The 20,604-nt window shown below is 71.0% G+C and carries 17 protein-coding genes; 10 read left to right on the top strand and 7 right to left on the bottom strand.

Annotation, left to right across the window (positions count from 1 at the left end):
* Positions 1–40 precede the first annotated feature (40 nt).
* Positions 41–1,669 carry an aa3-type cytochrome oxidase subunit I gene (ctaD, locus tag ACZ7L5_RS17235; RefSeq protein ID WP_471517439.1) on the top strand — a complete coding sequence of 543 codons (1,629 nt, stop codon included), beginning with the start codon at positions 41–43 and terminating at the stop codon, positions 1,667–1,669.
* The gene (locus ACZ7L5_RS17230; protein ID WP_471517437.1) at positions 1,666–1,989 is read left to right on the top strand and encodes a hypothetical protein; all 324 of its coding nucleotides are present in this window, start codon (positions 1,666–1,668) and stop codon (positions 1,987–1,989) included. The genes ctaD and ACZ7L5_RS17230 overlap by 4 nt, the downstream gene beginning before the upstream one ends.
* Before the next feature lie 7 nt (positions 1,990–1,996).
* Here the strand turns inward: ACZ7L5_RS17230 and ACZ7L5_RS17225 are convergent, their stop codons facing one another.
* Entirely contained in the window at positions 1,997–3,958 is a 1,962-nt protein-coding gene (locus ACZ7L5_RS17225; RefSeq protein WP_471517436.1) for an RICIN domain-containing protein, read from the bottom strand.
* 201 nt (positions 3,959–4,159) lie between these two features.
* On the opposite strand from ACZ7L5_RS17225, the gene ACZ7L5_RS17220 reads away from it, so the two are divergent.
* Positions 4,160–5,374, top strand: a complete 1,215-nt coding sequence (locus ACZ7L5_RS17220) for a glycosyltransferase (RefSeq protein WP_471518112.1) — start codon at positions 4,160–4,162, stop codon at positions 5,372–5,374.
* A gap of 76 nt (positions 5,375–5,450) precedes the next feature.
* Here the strand turns inward: ACZ7L5_RS17220 and ACZ7L5_RS17215 are convergent, their stop codons facing one another.
* From ACZ7L5_RS17215 to ACZ7L5_RS17195, 5 genes are all read right to left on the bottom strand, one after another.
* Complete coding sequence (locus tag ACZ7L5_RS17215) at positions 5,451–6,113, bottom strand: TetR/AcrR family transcriptional regulator (protein WP_383230379.1); 663 nt, start codon at positions 6,111–6,113, stop codon at positions 5,451–5,453.
* Positions 6,114–6,183: 70 nt separating this feature from the next.
* Complete coding sequence (locus tag ACZ7L5_RS17210; RefSeq protein WP_471517434.1) at positions 6,184–7,383, bottom strand: glycosyltransferase; 1,200 nt, start codon at positions 7,381–7,383, stop codon at positions 6,184–6,186.
* On the bottom strand, positions 7,380–8,168 hold the full coding sequence (locus tag ACZ7L5_RS17205) for a MerR family transcriptional regulator (RefSeq protein WP_471517433.1): 789 nt from the start codon (positions 8,166–8,168) through the stop codon (positions 7,380–7,382). Before ACZ7L5_RS17205 ends, ACZ7L5_RS17210 begins: the two co-directional genes overlap by 4 nt.
* A gap of 62 nt (positions 8,169–8,230) precedes the next feature.
* Positions 8,231–10,090: a cellulase family glycosylhydrolase gene (locus ACZ7L5_RS17200; RefSeq protein WP_471517432.1), complete on the bottom strand. Its 1,860-nt coding sequence runs from the start codon at positions 10,088–10,090 to the stop codon at positions 8,231–8,233.
* Positions 10,091–10,168: 78 nt separating this feature from the next.
* Positions 10,169–12,139 carry a GTP-binding protein gene (locus tag ACZ7L5_RS17195; protein ID WP_471517431.1) on the bottom strand — a complete coding sequence of 657 codons (1,971 nt, stop codon included), beginning with the start codon at positions 12,137–12,139 and terminating at the stop codon, positions 10,169–10,171.
* 275 nt (positions 12,140–12,414) lie between these two features.
* Here ACZ7L5_RS17195 and ACZ7L5_RS17190 point away from each other — a divergent pair, with 275 nt between their 5' ends.
* From ACZ7L5_RS17190 to ACZ7L5_RS17160, 7 genes are read left to right on the top strand one after another with little or no spacing between them, the layout of a single operon-like run.
* Positions 12,415–12,885 carry a (2Fe-2S)-binding protein gene (locus tag ACZ7L5_RS17190; protein ID WP_328877441.1) on the top strand — a complete coding sequence of 157 codons (471 nt, stop codon included), beginning with the start codon at positions 12,415–12,417 and terminating at the stop codon, positions 12,883–12,885.
* Positions 12,882–15,248, top strand: a complete 2,367-nt coding sequence (locus ACZ7L5_RS17185) for a xanthine dehydrogenase family protein molybdopterin-binding subunit (protein WP_471517429.1) — start codon at positions 12,882–12,884, stop codon at positions 15,246–15,248. Before ACZ7L5_RS17190 ends, ACZ7L5_RS17185 begins: the two co-directional genes overlap by 4 nt.
* A complete protein-coding gene (locus ACZ7L5_RS17180; RefSeq protein ID WP_471517427.1) occupies positions 15,245–16,099 on the top strand; it encodes an FAD binding domain-containing protein in 855 nt (284 codons plus the stop codon). The genes ACZ7L5_RS17185 and ACZ7L5_RS17180 overlap by 4 nt, the downstream gene beginning before the upstream one ends.
* Positions 16,100–16,105: 6 nt before the next feature.
* On the top strand, positions 16,106–16,990 hold the full coding sequence (locus tag ACZ7L5_RS17175; protein WP_471518111.1) for an AAA family ATPase: 885 nt from the start codon (positions 16,106–16,108) through the stop codon (positions 16,988–16,990).
* A 14-nt stretch (positions 16,991–17,004) separates the two neighbouring features.
* Positions 17,005–18,123 (top strand): vWA domain-containing protein, encoded by a 1,119-nt coding sequence (locus tag ACZ7L5_RS17170; protein ID WP_471517426.1) that lies wholly within the window; start codon positions 17,005–17,007, stop codon positions 18,121–18,123.
* Positions 18,116–19,216, top strand: coding sequence for an XdhC family protein (locus ACZ7L5_RS17165; protein WP_471517424.1), 1,101 nt, complete (start codon positions 18,116–18,118; stop codon positions 19,214–19,216). The genes ACZ7L5_RS17170 and ACZ7L5_RS17165 overlap by 8 nt, the downstream gene beginning before the upstream one ends.
* Positions 19,217–19,235: 19 nt before the next feature.
* Positions 19,236–19,844, top strand: coding sequence for an SRPBCC family protein (locus tag ACZ7L5_RS17160; protein ID WP_471517422.1), 609 nt, complete (start codon positions 19,236–19,238; stop codon positions 19,842–19,844).
* A gap of 191 nt (positions 19,845–20,035) precedes the next feature.
* Here ACZ7L5_RS17160 and ACZ7L5_RS17155 read toward each other — a convergent pair whose 3' ends face one another.
* On the bottom strand, positions 20,036–20,536 hold the full coding sequence (locus ACZ7L5_RS17155; RefSeq protein ID WP_471517420.1) for a metallophosphoesterase family protein: 501 nt from the start codon (positions 20,534–20,536) through the stop codon (positions 20,036–20,038).
* Positions 20,537–20,604 lie beyond the last annotated feature (68 nt).

The following is a 20,604-nucleotide window of genomic DNA, read 5'->3' as shown; positions in this document are numbered from 1 at the left end:
CGAGTGTGACGTGCGGGTGGGCCGCGGACACAGGCGGGGCGTGAAGAGGATCAGAAACGTCACAGGCACCAGGGTCGTCCAGTGGCTGACCACCACTGACCACAAGACGATCGGAACGCTCTATTTGGTCACTTCGTTCGCTTTCTTCTGCATCGGTGGCGTGATGGCGCTGTTGATGCGCGCCGAGCTCGCCCGGCCCGGTCTGCAGATCGTGTCGAACGAGCAGTTCAACCAGGCGTTCACGATGCACGGCACGATCATGCTGCTGATGTTCGCGACGCCGCTGTTCGCCGGCTTCGCGAACTGGATCATGCCGCTGCAGATCGGCGCGCCGGACGTGGCGTTCCCGCGGCTGAACATGTTCGCCTACTGGCTGTACCTGTTCGGCTCGCTCATCGCGGTGGGTGGCTTCCTCACCCCGGACGGCGCGGCCGACTTCGGCTGGTTCGCCTACTCCCCGCTGTCGGACGCGGTCCGCAGCCCGGGTATCGGCGCCGACATGTGGATCATGGGCCTGGCCTTCTCCGGCTTCGGCACCATCCTCGGCTCGGTCAACTTCATCACCACGATCATCTGCATGCGCGCCCCCGGCATGACCATGTTCCGCATGCCGATCTTCGTGTGGAACGTGCTGCTGACGGCCGTCCTGGTCCTGCTCGCCTTCCCCGTCCTCGCGGCGGCGCTGTTCGCGCTGGAGGCGGACCGCAAGTTCGGCGCCCACATCTTCGACTCGGCCAACGGCGGGGCCCTGCTGTGGCAACACCTCTTCTGGTTCTTCGGCCATCCAGAGGTGTACATCATCGCCCTGCCCTTCTTCGGAATCATTTCCGAAGTGATTCCGGTCTTCTCCCGGAAGCCGATGTTCGGCTACATGGGTCTGATCGCGGCGACCATCGCGATCGCGGGTCTGTCCGTGACGGTGTGGGCGCACCACATGTACGTCACCGGCGGTGTGCTGTTGCCGTTCTTCGCTTTCATGACATTCCTCATCGCCGTCCCGACGGGCGTGAAGTTCTTCAACTGGATCGGAACGATGTGGAAGGGCTCGTTGTCCTTCGAGACACCGATGCTCTGGGCGGTCGGCTTCCTGATCACCTTCGTCTTCGGTGGTCTGACCGGTGTCATCCTGGCCTCACCGCCACTGGACTTCCATGTGTCCGACTCGTACTTCGTCGTCGCCCACTTCCACTACGTCGTCTTCGGCACCGTCGTCTTCGCGATGTTCTCCGGCTTCCACTTCTGGTGGCCGAAGATGACCGGCAAGATGCTCGACGAGCGCCTCGGGAAGATGACCTTCTGGACGCTGTTCGTCGGCTTCCACGGCACGTTCCTGGTGCAGCACTGGCTGGGTGTGAACGGAATGCAGCGCCGTATTCCCGACTATCTGGCGGTGGAAGGGCTGACGGCGCTGAACAGCCTGTCGACCGTTTTCTCGTTCGTGCTCGGCGCGTCGCTCCTGCCGTTCTTCTACAACATCTGGAAGACCGCGAAATACGGCGCGAATGTCGAGACCGACGACCCCTGGGGGTACGGCCGCTCGCTGGAGTGGGCGACGTCCTGCCCGCCGCCGCGGCACAACTTCGTCATACTGCCGCGGATCCGATCCGAATCCCCGGCCTTCGACCTGCATCACGCACCCGCGCCGGAGAGGGAGTTGACCACTCTGTGAGCGTCACGGACGACTTCCTGAACGACGTCGAGGGGCATCTGCTGCTCGCCGCGACCCGCGATGAGGGCCGTACGGCCGCCGCCCGTTTCAGCGCGCCGCTGCACTGGCTGACGGGCACTCAGCGCGACGAGGTGGAGCGGCGGTTCGAGGCGGAGTACCTCGCACTCGCCCGCGGCTCCTGGCAACACACTGCGGCGCGTGCCGGGAGACTGCGGGACGAGTACGAGGCGAGGTACCGCGACCTGCGGCGCCGTCTGCTGGCCGGCTGGCTGCTGGCCTGCGCCCTGGCACTCGGTGTGCTCGTGGTGTGCCTCGCCTAGGTCGGCACTAGCTCACCGTCCACTTCTGGTTGTCCTGGCCGTTGCAGCTCCAGAGCACCAGCTTGGTGCCATTGGCGGTGGCCGCCCCGTACGCGTCAAGACAGAGCCCGGCGTTGACGTTGGTGATGGTGCCGTCGCTGTTGAGGTTCCACTTCTGGTTGCTCTGGCCGTTGCAGTCCCAGATGACGACCCGGGTGCCGTTGGTGGTGCCGAGGTTGTAGGCGTCGAGGCACTTGTTGCCGTGGACCACCAACTCCTTGCGGGTGCTGTTGTACTGCCAGACCTGGTTCCGCCCGGCGGTGCAGTCCCACAGCTGGGCGTCGGTGCCGTTGACGATGGTGTTGTCGTCGATGTCCGCGCAGCGGCCGGACCCGGTCCCCGCGATCAGCGTGCCGTTCCCACCGGGCAGCGGCCGGACGACGATGCCGTCGAGGGTCGGGGCGCCGGTGAAGGAGAGGGTGTTGGAGCTGCTCTTGGCGAGGGAGACGTTGACGGAGATGTTGCCGGGAGCGGAGCCGGTCGGCGGGAAGGAGACCTTGGTCGGGGTCTGGCCGTTGACAGTGAGCGTGGCCGTGCGGGCCGTCGACGTGTTGTTGGTATAGGAGACCTCGACCGTCTTCAGGCCGGCGCTTCCCGCGACCACGCCGGAGAAGCTAGACGTGCCGCTGTAGGTGCTCGCGGACTGCTCCGTGCCACCGGTGACCGTCAGCATCACCGAGCCGTCGGCCGGGACGCTGGTGGTGTGACTCGTGCCGGTGGTGGCGAGGTTCTGCCGGGCCCACAGGTCACGGACGGTCGCGGCGGCGTTCGTCAGGCCGAGGTCGGACCAGCGCACGGTCATGTTCTGCGTGGTCGACGTGCGGTTGAGGAGGACGACGGCACGGTTGCCGTTGCCTGACAGCACCTTGCCGTACACCTGGAGACCGGAGGTGTCCTCGGCGACCTCGACGCCCTGCAGGCCGCGCGGGTCCTGGTCGACGGCGATGACCTCGGGGTTCTTGAGAATGCTCGCCGTCTCGGCGGTCATGGTGGTGAGGTCGAGGCCGGTGAGGAGCGGGGCGCCGGAGATCGCCCACAGGTTCATGTGGCTGCGGTTCTGGGCGGCGGTCAGGCCCGTCATGCCGACGACCATCATGTCGGGGTCGTTGTAGTAGCCGGTGTGCTGGGCCGTGGGGTGGATGTTCCGGTCGAACGCGGTCAGGACGTTGCCGTACGACGGTGTACCGCCGTGGAAGAAGATGTCGGTGTTCGTCCGCCACATCGGGCCCATGCCCGGGGCCCAGTTCCAGGGGTTGTCGTAGCCCCAGTTGCACAGGGAGAGGGCGAGCGGGCGGCCGGTGGTCGCGCTGGCCGCGGCGACGGCGTCACTGACCGCCTGGTAGGTCGTCCTCGGGTCGAGGCCCTCGGCGTCGCCGCCGCACCAGTCGACCTTGACGAAGTCGAAGCCCCACCGGGAGAACGCCAGCATGTCCTGCTCGTAGTGGCCCTCGCTGCCCGAGCCGGGCGCGGCCGGGCGACCGGTCGGGAAGTAGTAGCCGCAGCCGTCCTTGCCCGCGTCGGTGTAGATGCCGGCCTTGAGTCCCTTGCTGTGGATGTAGTCGGCGATGGCCTTCATGCCGCCCGGCCACTCCGCCTCGTCGACGGTGATGTTGCCGGCGCCGTCACGGGTGCCCTGCCACCAGCCCTCGTCGATGTTGATGTACTCGTAGCCGGCCTCGGGCAGACCCGCCGCCACGAACGCGTCGACCTGCTGCTTGATGACGTTGTAGTCGACCTTCGCGGCGAACGCGTTCCAGGACGCCCAGCCCATGGGGGCGGTGGGCACCGGTATCTGACGGGCCGTGGCCGCCTGGGCGGGGGCGGGCGCCGCGAACAGCAGGGCGGCGACGGCCGTGAGGACCAGGACGAGGGCACGCACCGCGGTGGTCCTGCGGCGGCCGACGGGACTCATTCGGGGCGGGGGGTACATGCGGGCTCCTTCGTGCGGGAGAAACTCAGCAGGTTCGATATTTCGTACGCACGTCGGAACATCGAACACGTGGCGCTGAAAGTAGGGCCACGGGAGAGGGAAGTCAACGGATGGGGCAGACCTGAAGTCGCCCTTACGGAGGCACAGTTGGCGCCATGGGCGGCACGCACCGCCATACTGGCCGATGTGCGCGTAGCGATCATGACGGCGGGCTCCCGGGGCGACATCGCCCCCTACACCGGACTCGGGCACGCCCTGTCCCGGGCCGGACACGAGGTCACCCTGGTCACGCACGGTTGCTTCGAGCGGCTGGTTGCCGGGTCGGGTGTGCGCTTCCATCCGATGCCGGTGGATCCACGGGCCGAGCTGGAGTCGGAGCGGGGGCGGAGCCTGCACCGCAGTGGGACCGGGCTGGGCAAGCTCGTACGGGTGGTCCGGATGGCGCGGGCGCTGGCCGGAGAGATGACGGACGACATGCTCGCCGCCGCACGGACCAGCGACGTCCTGCTCCTGGCGGGCTCCACCGCGCCGTTGGGGCACGCCATCGCCGAGGGCCTGTCGCTGCCGGTCGTCAACCTACCCCTGCAACCGCTCGCCCCGACCCGTGAGTTCGGGCCGCCGATACTCGGGGGCGGCTCCTGGGGAGCCGTCGGAAACCGGATCGCCGGACACGGCGTGAACCTCGCCATCCACCGTGTCTTCTCGGCGGCCGTACCGGACGTCCGGGAACGCCTGGGGCTGTCACGCGGCAAACCCCGCACCGCCGCGCGCCCGGGCCGCACGCTCCACGGCTACAGCCCCCTGGTGGTGCCCCGCCCGCGCGACTGGCAGCCGCACCTGGAAGTGACGGGTTACTGGTGGCCGTACGACGGCGAGGCGCAACTGCCGCCTGCGCTGCGGGAGTTCCTGGACGCGGGCCCGCCGCCGGTGTTCGTGGGCCTGGGCAGCGCGACCGTGCCCGATCCGGCGGCGTTGAGCACCGAGGTCGTACGCGCTCTGCGCCGGGCCGGGCTGCGCACGGTGATCCAGCGGGGCTGGGGTGGCCTGGAAGCCGCCGGGGACGACGTACTGACCATCGACGAGGTGCCGCACTCCGCGCTGTTCCCGCGGATGGCCGCCGTGATCCACCACTGCGGTGCGGGCACGACGGGCGCCGGTCTGCGCGCCGGAGTGCCGGCCGTGCCGGTGCCGATCCAGTTCGACGAGGGCTTCTGGGCCGCGCGTCTGGTCGCGCTCGGCGTGGCGCCCCGGGCCGTGCCGCTACGGAAGTTGACGGCCGAGACGTTGACGGCGGCCGTACGTGAGGCGACCGGCGACCCGTCGTACGGCCGGCGCGCCCAGGCCCTGGCCGAGGGTCTGGGCGCCGAGGACGGTACGGCCAAGGTCGTCGACGCGGTGAACCGGCTCGCGGCATGAGCCGCCGAAGGCTCGGGACGTGAGGCTCGGGCGGGCACCCATCATCCGGCCTTGAGTTCGCGCCCCGGGCCCGGTCTCAGCGACCTGCAAGCCGCGGATCCGCCGGCTGCAGAATGCCCAGCAGGATACGGACGAGTTCGTCGACGACCTCGTCGAGCGTCGCGTCCACCCACCCGGCGCTCCAGTCGTGCAGCAGCCCGTTGACGCTGCCGATGAAGGCGGTCACGGCGAGGCGGTAGTCGCGCGGGGCCGCCTCCCCGCGGGCCACGGCGGACGCCACCTCGACGCAGACGAGGTCGATCCAGCGGGCACGGCGGGCGAGGCGCTGTTCCTCAAGGCGGGCACTGACGCCGACGATCTCGACGAAGGTGATGCGGATGCGGCGCGGGTCGGAGGTGACGTTCGCGGCGTACTCGCGGAAGATCGCGGTGGCACGCTCGGCCAGCGGCAGGCCCTGCGCGCCGGTCACCGCCGCCAGGACGGCCTCCTCCGCCCAGGCGTTGACCTCGAGGTGAAGGGCGGTCAGGACATCCTCAAGAGCGCGGAACTCCTCGTAGAACTGGCGGGTCGACAGGCCGGCGGCCTCGCTCAGTGCCGCCACGGTGGTGCCCCGGTAGCCGGGGCTGTCGCCGAAGAGTTGGAGCGCCGCGTCCAGGAAGCGTCGCCGTCGTTCCGCCTTTCGCTCCTCGGCCGACTTGCCGCCGTAACGACCGGTGGGCGCCTTGAGCCTGCCCGCCACGCTGTCCTCCCACCGCCTCGCCTACCCGACGATCAATTTTGTCGTGTACGCACTCTTGCAGAGAAGGGGCTCAGCCCAAAGCTTTCAGCACCGCCCCCACACCGTCCTCGGTCGCCATGTGCCGCGCGGCGACCGCGGCGGCACGGGCGTACGTCTGCTGCCGCACGACCCGGCCGAGGGCGCCTGCGAGCCGTCCGGCGGTGAGGGACATGAAAGGGATCGGGTCGGTGGCCGCGCCGATCGCGGCGAGCCGTGCCGCCCAGAACGGCTGGTCCGCCGTGACCGGCACCGGAATCGAGGGCGCTCCGGCACGCAGTGCGGCCGCCGCGGTGCCCGCCCCGGCGTGATGGACCACCGCGGCCACCCTCGGGAACAGCAGCGTGTGCGGTACGTCGCCGATGGTCAGGACGTCGTTGCCGGCGGCTGCGAGTCCGGCGTTGCCCGCCTGGAGGATGCCACGCAGTCCGGCGCGGCGCAGCGCCTGGACCGCGAGCTCGCTGAGCCGCTCGCCGTGGCCGGCCGCCATGCTGCCGAAGCCGATGAACACCGGGCGGGGGCCGGCCGCGAGGAAGTCCTCCACGTCGGCCGACAGCCGGCGGTCCGGTGCGACGTACGGCCACCAGGTGCCGACGACGTCGAGTCCGCGGCGCCAGTCGGAAGGGCGTGGCACCAGCGCCGTGCTGAAGCCGTGCAGGACGGGCGAGTTCGCGCGCTCCTGTCGCCGGCGCACCTCGCTCGGCCCCAGGGGAGGCAGGTCGAGGCGGCGGCGAAGCCCGGTCACGGCTTCGGCGTAGACGCGGTCGGCCATGCGCAGCGCGAGGCGTCCGGCGATGCGGTTGCCGAGGCGGCCGAGCGAGCGGGTTCCCATGACGTTGGGTGGGAAGTCGCCGGTCGGGGCGGTGGGTTGGAGGTAGGCGCCGATCGTCGGGAGGTCCATGGCCTCGGCCACGTGCCGGCCGAGCGGGGCCGTGGTGGTGGACAGCAGGAGCAGGTCCGTGTCCGGGGCCACGGCGTCGGCGAAGCCGTGGCCCAGCTCGGTGACGAACGCGGCGGCCGTCCGCATCAGTTCGCGTCGGCCCTGGACACCGCCGTGGGTCTGCCGGCGGCTGGGCAGGCTCCGGAACCCCAGGCCTGCCTCCCGTACCAGCGGTGCGAACGCGTCGGTCGTGGCGAGCGTGACGTCGTGGCCCGCCTCGCGCAGGCCTGCCCCGAGCCCGGTGTACGGCGCGACGTCGCCGCGCGATCCGGCGGCGGCGATCAGGATCCTCATCCGTCCTCCTCACGGTCGGCCCGGCGGCCCGCGTTCGCGTGGACGGCCTTGCAGAGATAGGCGGCGAGTCCGGGCCGCTGCTGCGAGGGCGGTACGACGAGCGCGAAGGCGCGCGGATCGGCGGCGAAGTCGTCCGCGATGCGCCGGTGCATGTCGGGCGGACAGGTGGTGAACCAGCGGGCGATGTGCAGCCGGTGCTCCTCGGCGAGGTCCAGGGCCCGCTCGCCGTCGGCGGGTTCGCCCTCGTCGAAGGCCGCGAGCAACTCGCCGCGCCAGGCGGCGGCCTCCCCCATGAGCTGCCGCCAGTCGTCCTTGGTGTGGGCGGCGGCGCGGGCCATCGACTCCTGCTGCCCCGCCGAGCCCTGCCATTTGAGCTGGGCCTCGGTGGCGTAACTGAGGTCGAAGCCGATTTCGCCGAAGACCTCGAAACGTTCGGCGGGGGTCAGCTCCACGCCCGTCCGCTGGACCTCGATGGCCTGCTCGGCGACCTCGGCCAGCCGCTGGAGCCGGCCGATCTCCTCGCTCAACTGCCGCAGCCGGGACTGGAGATGCTCCAGGGCGTTCGCCTGCGGATCTTTGAGGATCTCGGCGATCTCGTCGAGGGAGAAGCCGAGTTCCCGGTAGAAGAGGATCTGCTGGAGCCGGGCCAGGTCGGTGTCGCCGTACAGCCGGTAACCGGCGCCGCTGCGGTCACCGGGCGAGAGCAGTCCCGCCCGGTCGTAGTGGTGCAGCGTGCGCACGGTCACCCCGGCGAAGGCCGCGACCTGCCCCACGGAGTAGCTCATTCACCTGCCCTTTCGTCGGGGTACAGCCTGCGGCCTGACGTAAGGGGAGGGTCAACCGGGTGCTATCCGGCGGTCCGCGCGGCCCATGCGGCGAGCTCGGACCGTGCGGCGTTCAGCACGGTGGTCGAGGGGCTGGTCGCCCCGTTCGTCACCAGCGCGTAGTGCAGGACGCCGGAGTCCGAGTCGGTGAGCAGCAGGCGCCGGCTGCCGGTGCTGCCCGGTTCCGCGGCCACGCCGATCGGGGTGGCCGAGGTGTACGACGGCGGTGCGTATGCCGTGCCCAGGTCGGAGACCACTGTGGTGGACCCGGTCGGGAAGGATGCCGGGAGGTGCAGTTCGGTCGGTGCCGTGCCGGTGTTGGAGCGCCACACCAGCAGCCCGTACTGTCCCGATCCCACCAGCTGTGCCACGTTCGGCAGTGAGCTGGGCACCGGGTTCCAGGTCAGGGTGGTGTCGCCGTCGCGGGAGCGGTCCTCGTAGGTGAAGGCGACGGTCGTACCGGACGTCGCGCTCGGGTAGATCCGGTCGAGCAGCCGGCCGTCCTGGCGGAGCACGGGCGTGCCCGAGTCGTCGAGGCGTACGGCGGACAGGTCCTCGTCGTTCCAGGCGTCCCCGGTGGTGAGGACCTTGTCGGGGTTGGCGTTCATCAGCTCGTGGTGGCGTCCGTTGTAGATGTCCCACTGCCACTGCGAACCGGAGAGCACAGGGCCGGAGCCGGCCGGGTTCGACCACCAACTCGCGCCCGGGACACGAGAGTCGAGGGCCTGGTACATCGCCTTGAGCACGGTCGGCGCCTTGTCGGAGACGGAGCCCGCCAGCGGGTGGCCGAATTCGCTGATGATGGCGGGCGTGCGGGTGGCCGAGGCGCGGTCGCGGACGGTCCCGAAGTCACCGGCGTACTGGCCGTCCTTCGCCTTGCCCCACATGAAGATGCCGGAGATGGCTTTCTGGTCGTAGAAGTGGGTGTTGAACACGTACCGCGGTCCGAGTGTGCCCGCGTCGAGCAGGCCGCCCTCCTGCTTCTGGAAGTCGAGGTTGGCGTTCCAGAAGAGGTTCGGCTCGGCGAACAGCGGCTTGTCCTGCCAGCCGGCCGCGTCCATGCGGGCCCGGAACTTCCCGTAGAACGGCCACAGGACGTCCCGTTCCCAGGTGCGGCTGGTCTGGCCGGAGTCGAGGACGCCCGCATGCGGCTCGTTGTAGGGGTCGAAGCCGACGACGCCTGCGAACTCGGCGGCGGAGACGTTCTGTTCGATGTACGCCATCGTCTTCTGGGCGGTGGCCAGGAAGGCGTCCTGGAGTCCGTACTCGTTGTGCCAGAAGTCGTACGACGCCTGCTTCACGGCCTCGTTCTGGGTGATGTTCTGCCCCCAGAAGAGGCAGATGCCGCAGGACTCGTCCGGGTAGTTCCCGGCGTCCACGGCCCATTTGGGGGCGCCGTCACCCGTGTACCAGCTGTCGGGGTCGAACAGGTACCGGGAGTAGAGGTCCTGGTGGAAGTCGGGGTAGACGCGGATGCCGGCGTCGAGGAAGGCGCGCATCTGGGCCGTGGCGGCGGCCAGATACGTGGTGTCGGCCTGGCCGCGTACGGGTTCCGCGTAGGCCCAGGACAGCAGGAAGCGGATCGAGTTGCCGCCGCCGAGGGCGCGCAGCGCGGTCGCGGACTTCTTCGCGTCCGCGACCGAGGCGAAGGGCAGGCCGTTGTTCTCGGCCAGCTTGGTCTCGCCGGAGACGTTGTAGCCGCGCAGCACGACCTCGCGGCCGTGGCCGTCGGTGAAGCGGCCGTTGTGGACGGTGAGGGGCGTTTCGTCGAACCAGAGGGAGCCGGGAAGGGTGGCGGCGGTGGCGGGAGCGGGGCCCGCCACCGTCAGGGATCCGAAGAGGACAACCAGGACAACGAGCAGACGCGTCCGGATGTTCGGCATGTCCACTACAGTCCGGTGATATCACGACACAGTCAACACCCCTGACTCTGGAGTAAGTTCTGCCCCTGCCATCACTTCTCAACCGCTGACCCGGCGCGTCAGGTTCAGCAGGTACTCCTTCCGGTTCAGCGGGTTGAGATCGGTGCGCCGACGCTCCGGGAGCGTGCCGCGCGCGGCGGGTGCGTAGTGGTCGAAGGCACTCTCCAGCTCGCCCTCGCCGCGCGTCAGGCCGGGCAGTTGCTGCTCCAGTTCGTGCACGTGGGCCGCGGGCACCGATCCCTCCAGGACGCAGGAGGCACCGCGTGTCTCCGTTGCCTGCGGCACCGCGCGCAGCCTGGCGAACACCGGCAGCAGGGCCGCCAGGGTGTCGGTCGGGGCCTCGATGCGGAAGCGGTGCATCGGCTCGTGGACCTCGGTGCCCGCCCGGCGCAGAGCCTCGATCAGGACCAGCGGCGTCAGGCCACGGAAGTCGTAGCCGGTGCTGGACATGCTCTTGTCGAAGCCCTGGTGGGCGTGGCTCTGCCGTGGCGAGTAGCCGGAGTGGGTCATGGTGACCGTGCAGTCGGGGACCTGCCAGCCGTACAGGCCCTGGCCGAGGGTCTCGCGGACGGTGTCCTCGACGGCTTTGAAGAACGCGTACGGCATCGAGCCGAGCTCCACCTCCAGCCGGAAGTCCACTCCGGCGCCGACCGGGGCGGGGTCGACGCGCAGGCCGACCGTGGCGAGGAAGGGGTTGTCGTCCTTCTTGTTGAATTCGACCGCCGCGCCCGGGCCGACCGGCCGCTCGACGCACAGCGGCGTCGTCCGGCGGAAGGTGACGTCGAGGCCGAACTCCTCGGCGAGCGTGACCTGGATGACCTCCTTCTGCACCTCGCCGTATAGGGAGACGAAGGTCTCCTGCCCTACCTCGTCGTGGCGCAGGTCGATGAGCGGGTCCTGCTCGGCGAGCAGGGTGAGCGCACGGTGCAGGGCCCGCCGGTCCGTGTCACCGGCCGGGACGACGACCGTTTCGAGGGTGGGCAGGGCGAAGAAGTGCCCGTACGCCTTGCGGGGTTCGCCGATGACGTCGCCGATCCTGATGTCGGCGAGCCCCCACAGCTTGGCGATCCGGCCGGCCGGCACCGAGTCGCCCCGGACGTCGGCGCCCTGGTCGAACACGCTGATCGCGGTGACCCGGCCCTCGGCGCCCGCCTCGTCGACGCGGATCCGGTCGCGGGTGCGCAGGGTGCCGGAGAACAGCCGCGCATAGGCGACCTTCTCCCCCGCCGGCCCCCGCTCGACCTTGAAGACGGTGCCCGAGACCGGCCCGTCCGGGTCACCGTGGGCGGCGGGCAGCAGCCGCTTGATCCCGTCGATGAGGCTGCCGACCCCGGCACCCGTGATCGCGGAGCCGAAGTACACCGGGTGGACCAAGGCCTGCCGGGTCTGCTCGGCGAGGGCTGCACCGAGCCGGTCGTACGAGACGGTGTCCTCGACGTACGCCGTCAGCAAGGCGTCGTCGTGGTCGGAGAGGACGTCGAGTGCGGACGAGCCGAGCCCGGGGAGGAAGCGGGCGTCGCGGGTGCCGAGGCCGTCGGTCGTCCCCATCGGCACGACGGCCGCTGTCAGCCGCTCCGAGATGGCCCGCAGGACCGCGTCGTGGCGCGCCCCGCGTCGGTCGATCTTGTTGACGAAGACAAGGGTGGGGATGCGCAGCCGCTGCAGGGTGCGCATCAGGACGCGGGTCTGCGGCTGGACGCCCTCGACGGCGGAGACGACCAGCACGGCGCCGTCCAGGACGCCTAGCACCCGCTCCACCTCGGCGATGAAATCCGGGTGGCCGGGGGTGTCGATGAGGTTGACCGTCACGTCGTCGAGCGCGAAGGAGACGACGGCGGACTTGATGGTGATCCCGCGCTGCCGCTCCAGCGCGAGGGAATCGGTCCGGGTGTTCCCGGCGTCGACGCTGCCGATCTCGTCGATCACGCCCGCCGTGTGCAGCAGGCGTTCGGTCAGGCTGGTCTTACCGGCGTCGACATGGGCGAGGATCCCGAGGTTGAGCAAATGCACGAAGCGTCATGTCCTTCGATGAGGGGGTCGTTCCTTCCTGGGGGGACATGAACGCAGTGCGCATTGCGGCTCCTCTGTGCGTGACGACGGGTCCCGTCCGCGTGACGACGGGCCACGTGCAGTGCAGCAGGATCGACCCCGTTCCGGCAATGGATTAACGCTCAACGAACGGTGCCGCAGCACTCGCCGTGACACCGCGGCCGCCATAGAGTGACGTACATCACGCCCGGCCGATGTTTCCCCCTTCTCATCTCCACTCGGCCTCTGGAGGGCACATGACTCACATCTCGGTGAAGGTGGACGGCACGACGTACGAGGACGACGTGGAGCCCCGTCTCCTCCTGATCCACTACCTGCGTGACCGTCTCGGTCTGACCGGCACCCCGATCGGGTGTGACACCTCGAACTGCGGCACCTGCACGGTCGAGCTGGACGGCACGGCCGTCAAGAGCTGCACCGTGCTCGCCGTCCAGGCGGACGGGAGCGAGGTGACCACCGTCCAGGGGCTCGCCCACGACGGCGAGTGGACGGCGCTGCAGCGGACGTTCCACGAGCGGCACGCGCTGCAGTGCGGCTACTGCACCCCGGGGATGATCATGGCGGCCCGCGATCTGCTGCGCGAGCACCCGCACCCCACGCCGGACGAGGTACGCCACGGCCTGGAGGGCAACATCTGCCGCTGCACCGGCTACCAGAACATCGTCCGGGCGGTCCTGGACGCCTCCGAGGAGGAGGTCACGGCATGAGCGAGACCGTCGAACGCGAGGTGGGCCGCGCCCGGTACCGCAAGGAGGACGCCCATCTGATCACCGGGCAGACCAACTGGACCGACAACATCAGCGTCACCGGACTGCTGCACCTGGCGATCCTGCGCAGCCCCATGGCCCACGCCCGCATCGACCGCGTCGACGTCTCGGCGGCCCTCGAACGCCCCGGCGTCATCGCCGCGTTCAGCGGACGCGACGTCGCGCAGGAGATGGGCTCGCTGCCGTGCGCCTGGCCGGTCGCCGAGGGCACCGTGGTGCCGGACCATCCCCCGATCGCGGTCGACGAGGTGCGCCACGCCGGCGATCCGGTGGCCGTGGTGGTGGCCCGCGACCGGTACACGGCCGCCGACGCGCTGGAGGCCATCGAGGTCGACTACACGCCACTGCCCGCCGCCCTGGACATCGAGGGCGCGCTCGCGGACGGCGCGCCCCTGGTCCACTCCGACAAGGGCACCAACCGCTGCTACGACTACCGCACGGCCGACGGCGACTACGCGGCCGCCAAGGCGAAGGCCGACATCGTCCTGACCCGCCGCTACCACCAGCAGCGCCTGATCCCCACCGCGATGGAGCCGCGTGCGGTCGTGGTCACCCCGCTCGCCGCGTCCGGCGACTTCACCCTCTACTCCTCCACCCAGGTCCCGCACGTCCTGCGGGTCCTGCTCGCCGTCACCACCGGCATCCCGGAGAACAAGATCCGCGTCGTCGCCCCCGACGTCGGCGGCGGATTCGGCTCCAAACTCCAGGTGTACGGCGAGGAAGTGATCACCCTCATGCTGGCCAAGCGCCTCGGGCGGCCCCTGAAGTGGACCGAGACCCGCTCCGAGGCCAACGTCGCCACCCACCACGGCCGCAGCCAGGTCCAGGACATCGAGATCGCCGCCCGCAGCGACGGCACCCTGCTGGGCCTGAAGGTCTCGCTGCTGGCCGACATGGGCGCCTACCTGATGCTGCTCAGCCCGGGCATCCCGATCCTCGGCGCCTCCATGTACCCGGCGATCTACAAGATGGGCGCCTACGAGTTCTCCTGCACCGGTGTCTTCACCAACCGCACCCCGATCGACGCCTACCGCGGAGCCGGCCGCCCGGAGGCGACGTACGCGATCGAGCGGATCATGGACGACCTGGCGGCCGAGATCGGCATGGACCCGGTCGACCTGCGGCGCCACAACTGGATCCGGCATGACGAGTTCCCGTACACGACGATCGCGGGGCTCACCTACGACAGCGGCAACTACGAGGCCGCCACCGACAAGGCGCTCGCCCTGTTCGACTACGACAAGCTGCGCGCCGAGCAGGCGGACCGTGTCGACCACGCGGACACCGTCCGCCTCGGCATCGGCGTCTCCACGTACACGGAGATGTGTGGCCTCGCCCCGAGCCGCTGGCTGGGCGAGATGAACTACGCGGCGGGCGGTTGGGAAGCCGCGAACATCCGGGTGCTGCCCACCGGCAAGGTCGAGATCATCACCGGGACCAGCCCGCACGGGCAGGGCCATGTGACGTCCTGGAGCCAGATCGCCGCCGACGTCCTCGGGGTGCCGTTCGACGACATCGAGGTGATGCACGGCGACACCGTGCTGGCGTCCCACGGCCTGGACACCTACGGCTCGCGCTCGCTGGTCGTCGGAGGCGTCGCCGTCCACGAGGCCGCACGCAAGGTGGTGGACAAGGCCCGCAAGGTCGCCGCGCACCTGCTGGAGGCCAATGAGGCGGACCTCGACTTCAAGGACGGCGCCTTCACCGTCAAGGGCTCGCCCGAGGCGACCAAGACCATCCAGGAGGTGGCCTTCGCGACCTTCTCCTCGCACGACCTGCCCGACGGCATGGAACCGTCGATCAACGCCGAGCACGTCCTGGACCCCGACACGTTCTCGTTCCCGCACGGCACCCACCTGTGCGCGGTCGAGGTCGACACCGAGACGGGTGCCGTGCACATCCGGTCGTACGTGTGCGTCGACGACGTCGGCAAGGTGATCAACCCGATGATCGTCGAGGGCCAGCTGCACGGCGGAATCGCCCAGGGCATCGCCCAGGCGCTGTACGAGGAGGCCGTGTACGACGAGGAGGGCAACCTGGTCACCGGCACACTCGCCGACTACCTGGTGCCGGGCGCCCCCGACCTGCCCGAGTTCGTCACCGACCGCACCGAGACTCCGGCGACCTCCAACCCGCTGGGCGTCAAAGGGGTCGGCGAAGCGGGCACGATCGCCTCGACGCCCGCCGTGGTCAACGCGGTCGTGGACGCCCTGCGTCCCTTCGGCGTCCAGGACATCCGGATGCCGTGCACTCCCGAACGGGTCTGGCAGGCCGTTCGGTCCGGGAAGGAGGCGTCGGCATGATTCCCCCCGCATTCGACTACGCCCGTCCCAGCAGCGTCGACGAGGCGGTGCGCACGCTCGCCGACGCGGGCGAGGACGCCAAGGTGCTGGCCGGCGGGCAGAGCCTGCTGCCGCTGATGAGGCTGCGGCTGGCCTTCCCGGAGCTGGTCGTGGACGTCAACCGGATCCCCGAGTTGCGCGGTGTCCGGGAGGACGGCGACACAATGGTCATCGGCGCGATGACCACCCACCACGACGTCATCGCGGATCCGCTGGTCCGGCGGCACGCCGGGCTGCTGGCAGCCGCCACCTCCACGGTCGCGGACCCTGCCGTACGGCATCGCGGCACCCTCGGCGGCTCGCTCGCGCACGCCGACCCGGCCGGTGACCTGCCCGCGGTGGTCCTGGTGATGGACGGTGAGCTGGTGGCGCAGGGGCCTCGGGGGCGGCGCACGATCCCGGCGCGGGAGTTCTTCGTCGACTATCTCCAGACCGCGCTGGAGCCCGACGAACTGCTCGTCGAGGTCCGGATCCCGAAGGCGGACGGCTGGGGCTTCCGCTACGAGAAGTTCCACCGCATCGCCCAGGCCTGGCCGATCGTCGGCGTGGCCGCGCTGGTACGGCGCGACGACGGGCATATCGCCGAGGCACGCGTCGCGCTGACCAACATGGGCACCACGCCCTTGCGGGCCTCGGCCGCCGAGGAGGCGCTGTCCGGTGCCGGGGATCCCGAGGCCGTCGCGCGGGCCGCCCAGGAGGCGGCGCAGGGCACCCGGCCGTCCCGGGACACCTCGGCCTCACCCGAGTACCGGACGCATCTGGCCCAGGTCCTCACCAAGCGGGCGGTGCTGGCGGCCGCCGGGATGGGGTGAGCGACGATCACCGGATGGGACGGACCGGAGCAGGTGCGGGCCCGCCTGGAGGAGACGGGGTACCTCGTCGACGACGGGCTGGCCATCGCCTGCTTCCTGGCCCTGCGGCTCGGCCGGCCGCTCTTCTGCGAGGGCGACGCGGGCGTCGGCAAGACCGCGCTCGCGTCCGCTCTCGCCGACGCGCTCGACGCGCCGCTGATCCGGTTGCAGTGCCATGAGGGCATCGACGCCTCGCAGGCCCTGTACGACTGGGACTTCCCGCGTCAGCTGCTGCATCTGCGGGCCGCCGAGGCCGCCGGGGTGACCGACGCGGACCGGCTGGAGGGCGAGCTGTACGACAGGCGGTTCCTGGTGGCACGGCCGATGCTCAGGGCGCTGCAGACACAGCCGTCGGTGCTGCTGATCGACGAGATCGACCGGGCGGACGACGAGTTCGAGGCGTTCCTGCTGGAGCTGCTGTCGGAGTTCTCGGTGACGATCCCCGAGCTCGGCACCCTGCGCGCCGAGGAGCCGCCTGTGGTCGTGCTGACCTCCAACCGCACGCGCGAGGTGCATGACGCGCTGAAGCGGCGCTGCCTGTACCACTGGTTCGAGCATCCCGGCTTCGCCCGCGAACTGGCCATCGTGCGGCGGCGGTTGCCGGAGGTGTCGGCCCGCCTCGCGGAGCAGGTGACCGCGCTGGTGCAGGAGCTGCGCGGGCACGACCTGCTCAAGCCGCCGGGTGTCGCGGAGACCATCGACTGGGCCGAGGCCCTGGACGCACTGGGTGCGGACGAGGTGGACGCGGAGCTGGCGGTGGCCACGCTCGGGTCGGTCCTGAAGTACCGGGAGGACGCGGAGCGGGCACGGGGGATGGACCTCGCGGCGGTGCTCGCGACGCGAGGGGCGTGAGGGCGGTGCGGGACGTGACCGGGGTACTCGCCGCGGACGCCGCGCTCCTCGGCTTCGCCCGTGCCCTGCGCGCGGCGGGCGTCGACGCCGACGCCGAGCGCGTGCACGCCTTCCTGTCCGCGGTGGACGCCCTGCGCCCTGGGATGCGGGCGGACGTGTACTGGGCGGGACGGCTGACGCTGTGCGGGGACCGCGACGACCTGGAGCGGTACGAGCGGGTGTTCGCCGCGTACTTCGGTGACGGCGGGCGGGCCGGCCGTACGGTGTCCGCTCTTCCCCCGCCTCGCCTGCGCCTGGTCGTCAGCGGCGGCGCCGGCACCGCCACACGTGCCGACCGCGAGCACGCGGCGCCGCCGGCGGCCTCCCTCGCCAGTGCCGTCGAGGTCCTGCGCCACCGCGATGTCGCCGACCTGGACGCCGTGGAGCGGGAGCAGGTGCGGCGGCTGCTGGCCGCGTTCGCGCTGCGCGGCGAGGCACGGTGCTCCGCGCGCCGGAGTCCGGCCCGGCGCGGCGAGGTCGATCCGCACCGGACGGTGCGGGAGCTGCTGCGGCGCGGCGGGGAGCCCGCGCGTCTGCGGCGGCACGCGCGGACCGACCGGCCCCGCCGGGTCGTGCTGCTCGTGGATGTGAGCGGCTCCATGTCGCCGTACGCGGACGCGCTCCTGCGCTTCGCCCACGCGGCCGCCCGGGGCAGCCGTACGGAGGTGTTCACGATCGGCACCCGGCTGACCCGGGTGACCCGGGAGCTGACGCACCGGGACCCCGACCTGGCGATGGCGGCGGTCGCGGCGGCGGTGCCCGACTGGCGCGGGGGTACCCGGCTGGGTGAGCTGCTGCGGGCGTTCCTGGACCGCTGGGGGCAGCGCGGCCTGGCGCGCGGTGCGATCGTGGTCTTGCTGTCCGACGGCTGGGAGCGTGGTGATCCGGAGCTGCTCGCGGCCCAGATGCGCCGCCTGCACCGGCTGGCGCACCGGGTGATCTGGGCCAATCCGCGCAAGGCGCGGCCGGGTTACGCGCCCTTGGCGGCCGGGATGGCGGCGGCCCTGCCGAGCGTGGACGCCTTCGTCGAGGGGCACAGCCTGGCCGCCCTGGAGCGGCTGGCGGCGGTGGTGAGAGGAGCGGACGATGCGTGAGATTCTCCCGGTGCTCAGCCCCTGGTACGCGGCCCGGGTGCCGTTCGGACTCGCCACCGTGGTCGCCACCAGCCGCAGTGCCCCGCGCGGCCCGGGGGCCGCGATGGCGGTGGGCCCCGACGACGAGGTCGTGGGCAGCGTGTCCGGCGGCTGCGTCGAGGGTGCCGTCTTCGAACTCGCGCAGGAAGTGGTGGCGAGCGGCGAGGCGCGGCTGGAGACCTTCGGCTACAGCGACGAGGACGCCTTCGAGGTCGGGCTCACCTGCGGCGGCGAGATCACCCTGCTGGTACGTCCCGTCACGGCCGCCTCGGACCCGACCTTCGGCGAGGTCGCGGAGACGGTCGCGGCGGGGCGTCCGGTCACGGTGGCGACGGTGACCGACGGGCCCGCGCCGCGCGGGGCGACGCTCGCCGTGTGGCCGGACCGGGTCGCGGGCACGCTCGGCACGCCCGGGCTGGACGTGGCCGTCAGCGCCGACGCGCGCGGCGAACTCGCCCTCGGCGCCACGGGCCTCAGGCACTACGGCCCGCACGGCGAGCGCCGCGAGGACGCGGTCTCCGTCTTTCTGCACTCCTTCGCACCGCCGCCGCGGATGCTGGTGTTCGGCGCGATCGACTACGCGGCCTCGGTCGCCCGCATCGGCGACTTCCTCGGCTACCGGGTCACGGTGTGCGACGCCCGCCCGGTCTTCGCGACCCCGAAGCGCTTCCCGGCGGGCGTCGAGGTGATCGTGGACTGGCCGCACCGCTATCTGAGCGGCACCGACACCGACGAACGCACGGTGATCTGCGTGCTCACCCACGACCCGAAGTTCGACGTGCCGCTGCTGGAGGAGGCGCTGCGCCGCCCGGCGGCGTACATCGGGGCGATGGGCAGCCGCCGTACCCACGACGACCGGATGAAGCGGCTGGCCGAAGCCGGGCTCGGCGAGGCCGAGTTGGCCCGGCTGCGCTCCCCCGTCGGGCTGGACCTCGGGGCCCGTACGCCCGAGGAGGTCGCCGTGTCCGTCGCCGCCGAGATCGTCGCCCTGCGGTGGGGCGGAACGGGAGCCCCGCTGACGGCCACGGCGGGCGCGATCCATCCATCGTCGTAGCACCCGGTTGGAGGAAGCCATGGAGCTGCACCACGAGTTCACCGTCCCCGTCCCGGTCGACGAGGCCTGGCGCACGCTCCTCGACATCGAGCGCATCGCGCCCTGCATGCCCGGGGCGAGCGTCGAGGAGTACGACGGCAAGACCGTGACCGGTGCGGTGAAGGTCAAGGTGGGTCCGATCACCGTGGCCTACAAGGGCACCGCGGTCTTCGAGGAGCAGGACGAGACGGCGCATCGCATGGTGCTGATCGCGAGCGGCCGCGAGACGCGCGGGCAGGGCACCGCACGGGCCACGATGACCGGCACGCTCAGCGAGCGCGACGACGGCACGGCCGTGTCGGTGGACACCGACCTCACCGTGACCGGGCGGCCCGCGCAGTTCGGGCGCGGGGTGATGGCCGAGGTGGGTGACCGGCTGGTCGGGCAGTTCGCCACGTGTCTGTCGGAGCGGCTGACCGAGCCGGCGCAGGGTGCGCCGGTTGCCGAGGAGGAGGTCGAACAGCCGCTCGACCTGATCCGCGCGGCCGGAGTGCCGGTGGCGAAGCGGGCGGGGGCGACCGTGGCGGCGGTCGGGGTGCTGCTGGTCCTGGTGCGCCTGTTGCGGGGGCGTCGGACGCGGCGCAGGTGAACTCGGGCGTCGATCGACTCCCGAGCGACCCGAGATCAGGGGTGTAAGGCGGACGCGAAGGGGTAGGGGGCGACAAGGAGGCCTTAGGGCCCCCCGAAACAACGCCTCTGTGCGGGAAGGAGGTCCATGACAGCGCATCGCAGCGCCCGGGCCGCTTCCCTGCATACGGAGCGGCCCGGATCTTTTTGAGCTCAGCGCGGCGGCAGCCGGTGCAGCTCCACTTCCCCCAGCCCGCTCTCGGTGACGGTCGCCGTCATGTAGGTGCAGTGGGGCTGGCGGCGGCGGTCGGTCGGTGAGCCCGGGTTGAGCAGACGCAGACCGGTGGACGCGGTGGTGTCCCAGGGGATGTGGCTGTGGCCGAAGACCAGGACGTCGAGGTCGGGGAACCTGGCCGTGCAGCGCGCCTCACGGCCCTGGGCGGGCCCGGTCTCGTGGACCACGCCGAAGCGCAGGCCGCCGAGCTCGACGTACGCCACCTCGGGGAGCCGGGCGCGCAGATCGGGTCCGTCGTTGTTGCCGTGGACGCCGATGAGTCGGGTGCTGCGGCTCTCCAGCAGGTCGAGCGTGGCCGAATCGACCCAGTCCCCGGCGTGGAACACGACGTCGGCGCGCGGGAGTTCGGCGAGCAGCCCTTCGGGCAGTGCCTTGGCGCGTTTGGGCAGGTGGGTGTCGGACATCAGCAGCAGGCGCACGCCCTCAGGCTACCCGCGCGGACGATCTTCGGGCCGGTTCCCGACGCGAGGCCGCCACGGTTGAGCGG

This window comes from Streptomyces sp. NPDC107528, assembly GCF_055639295.1.
This window is presented reverse-complemented; position numbering and strand designations above follow the sequence as displayed.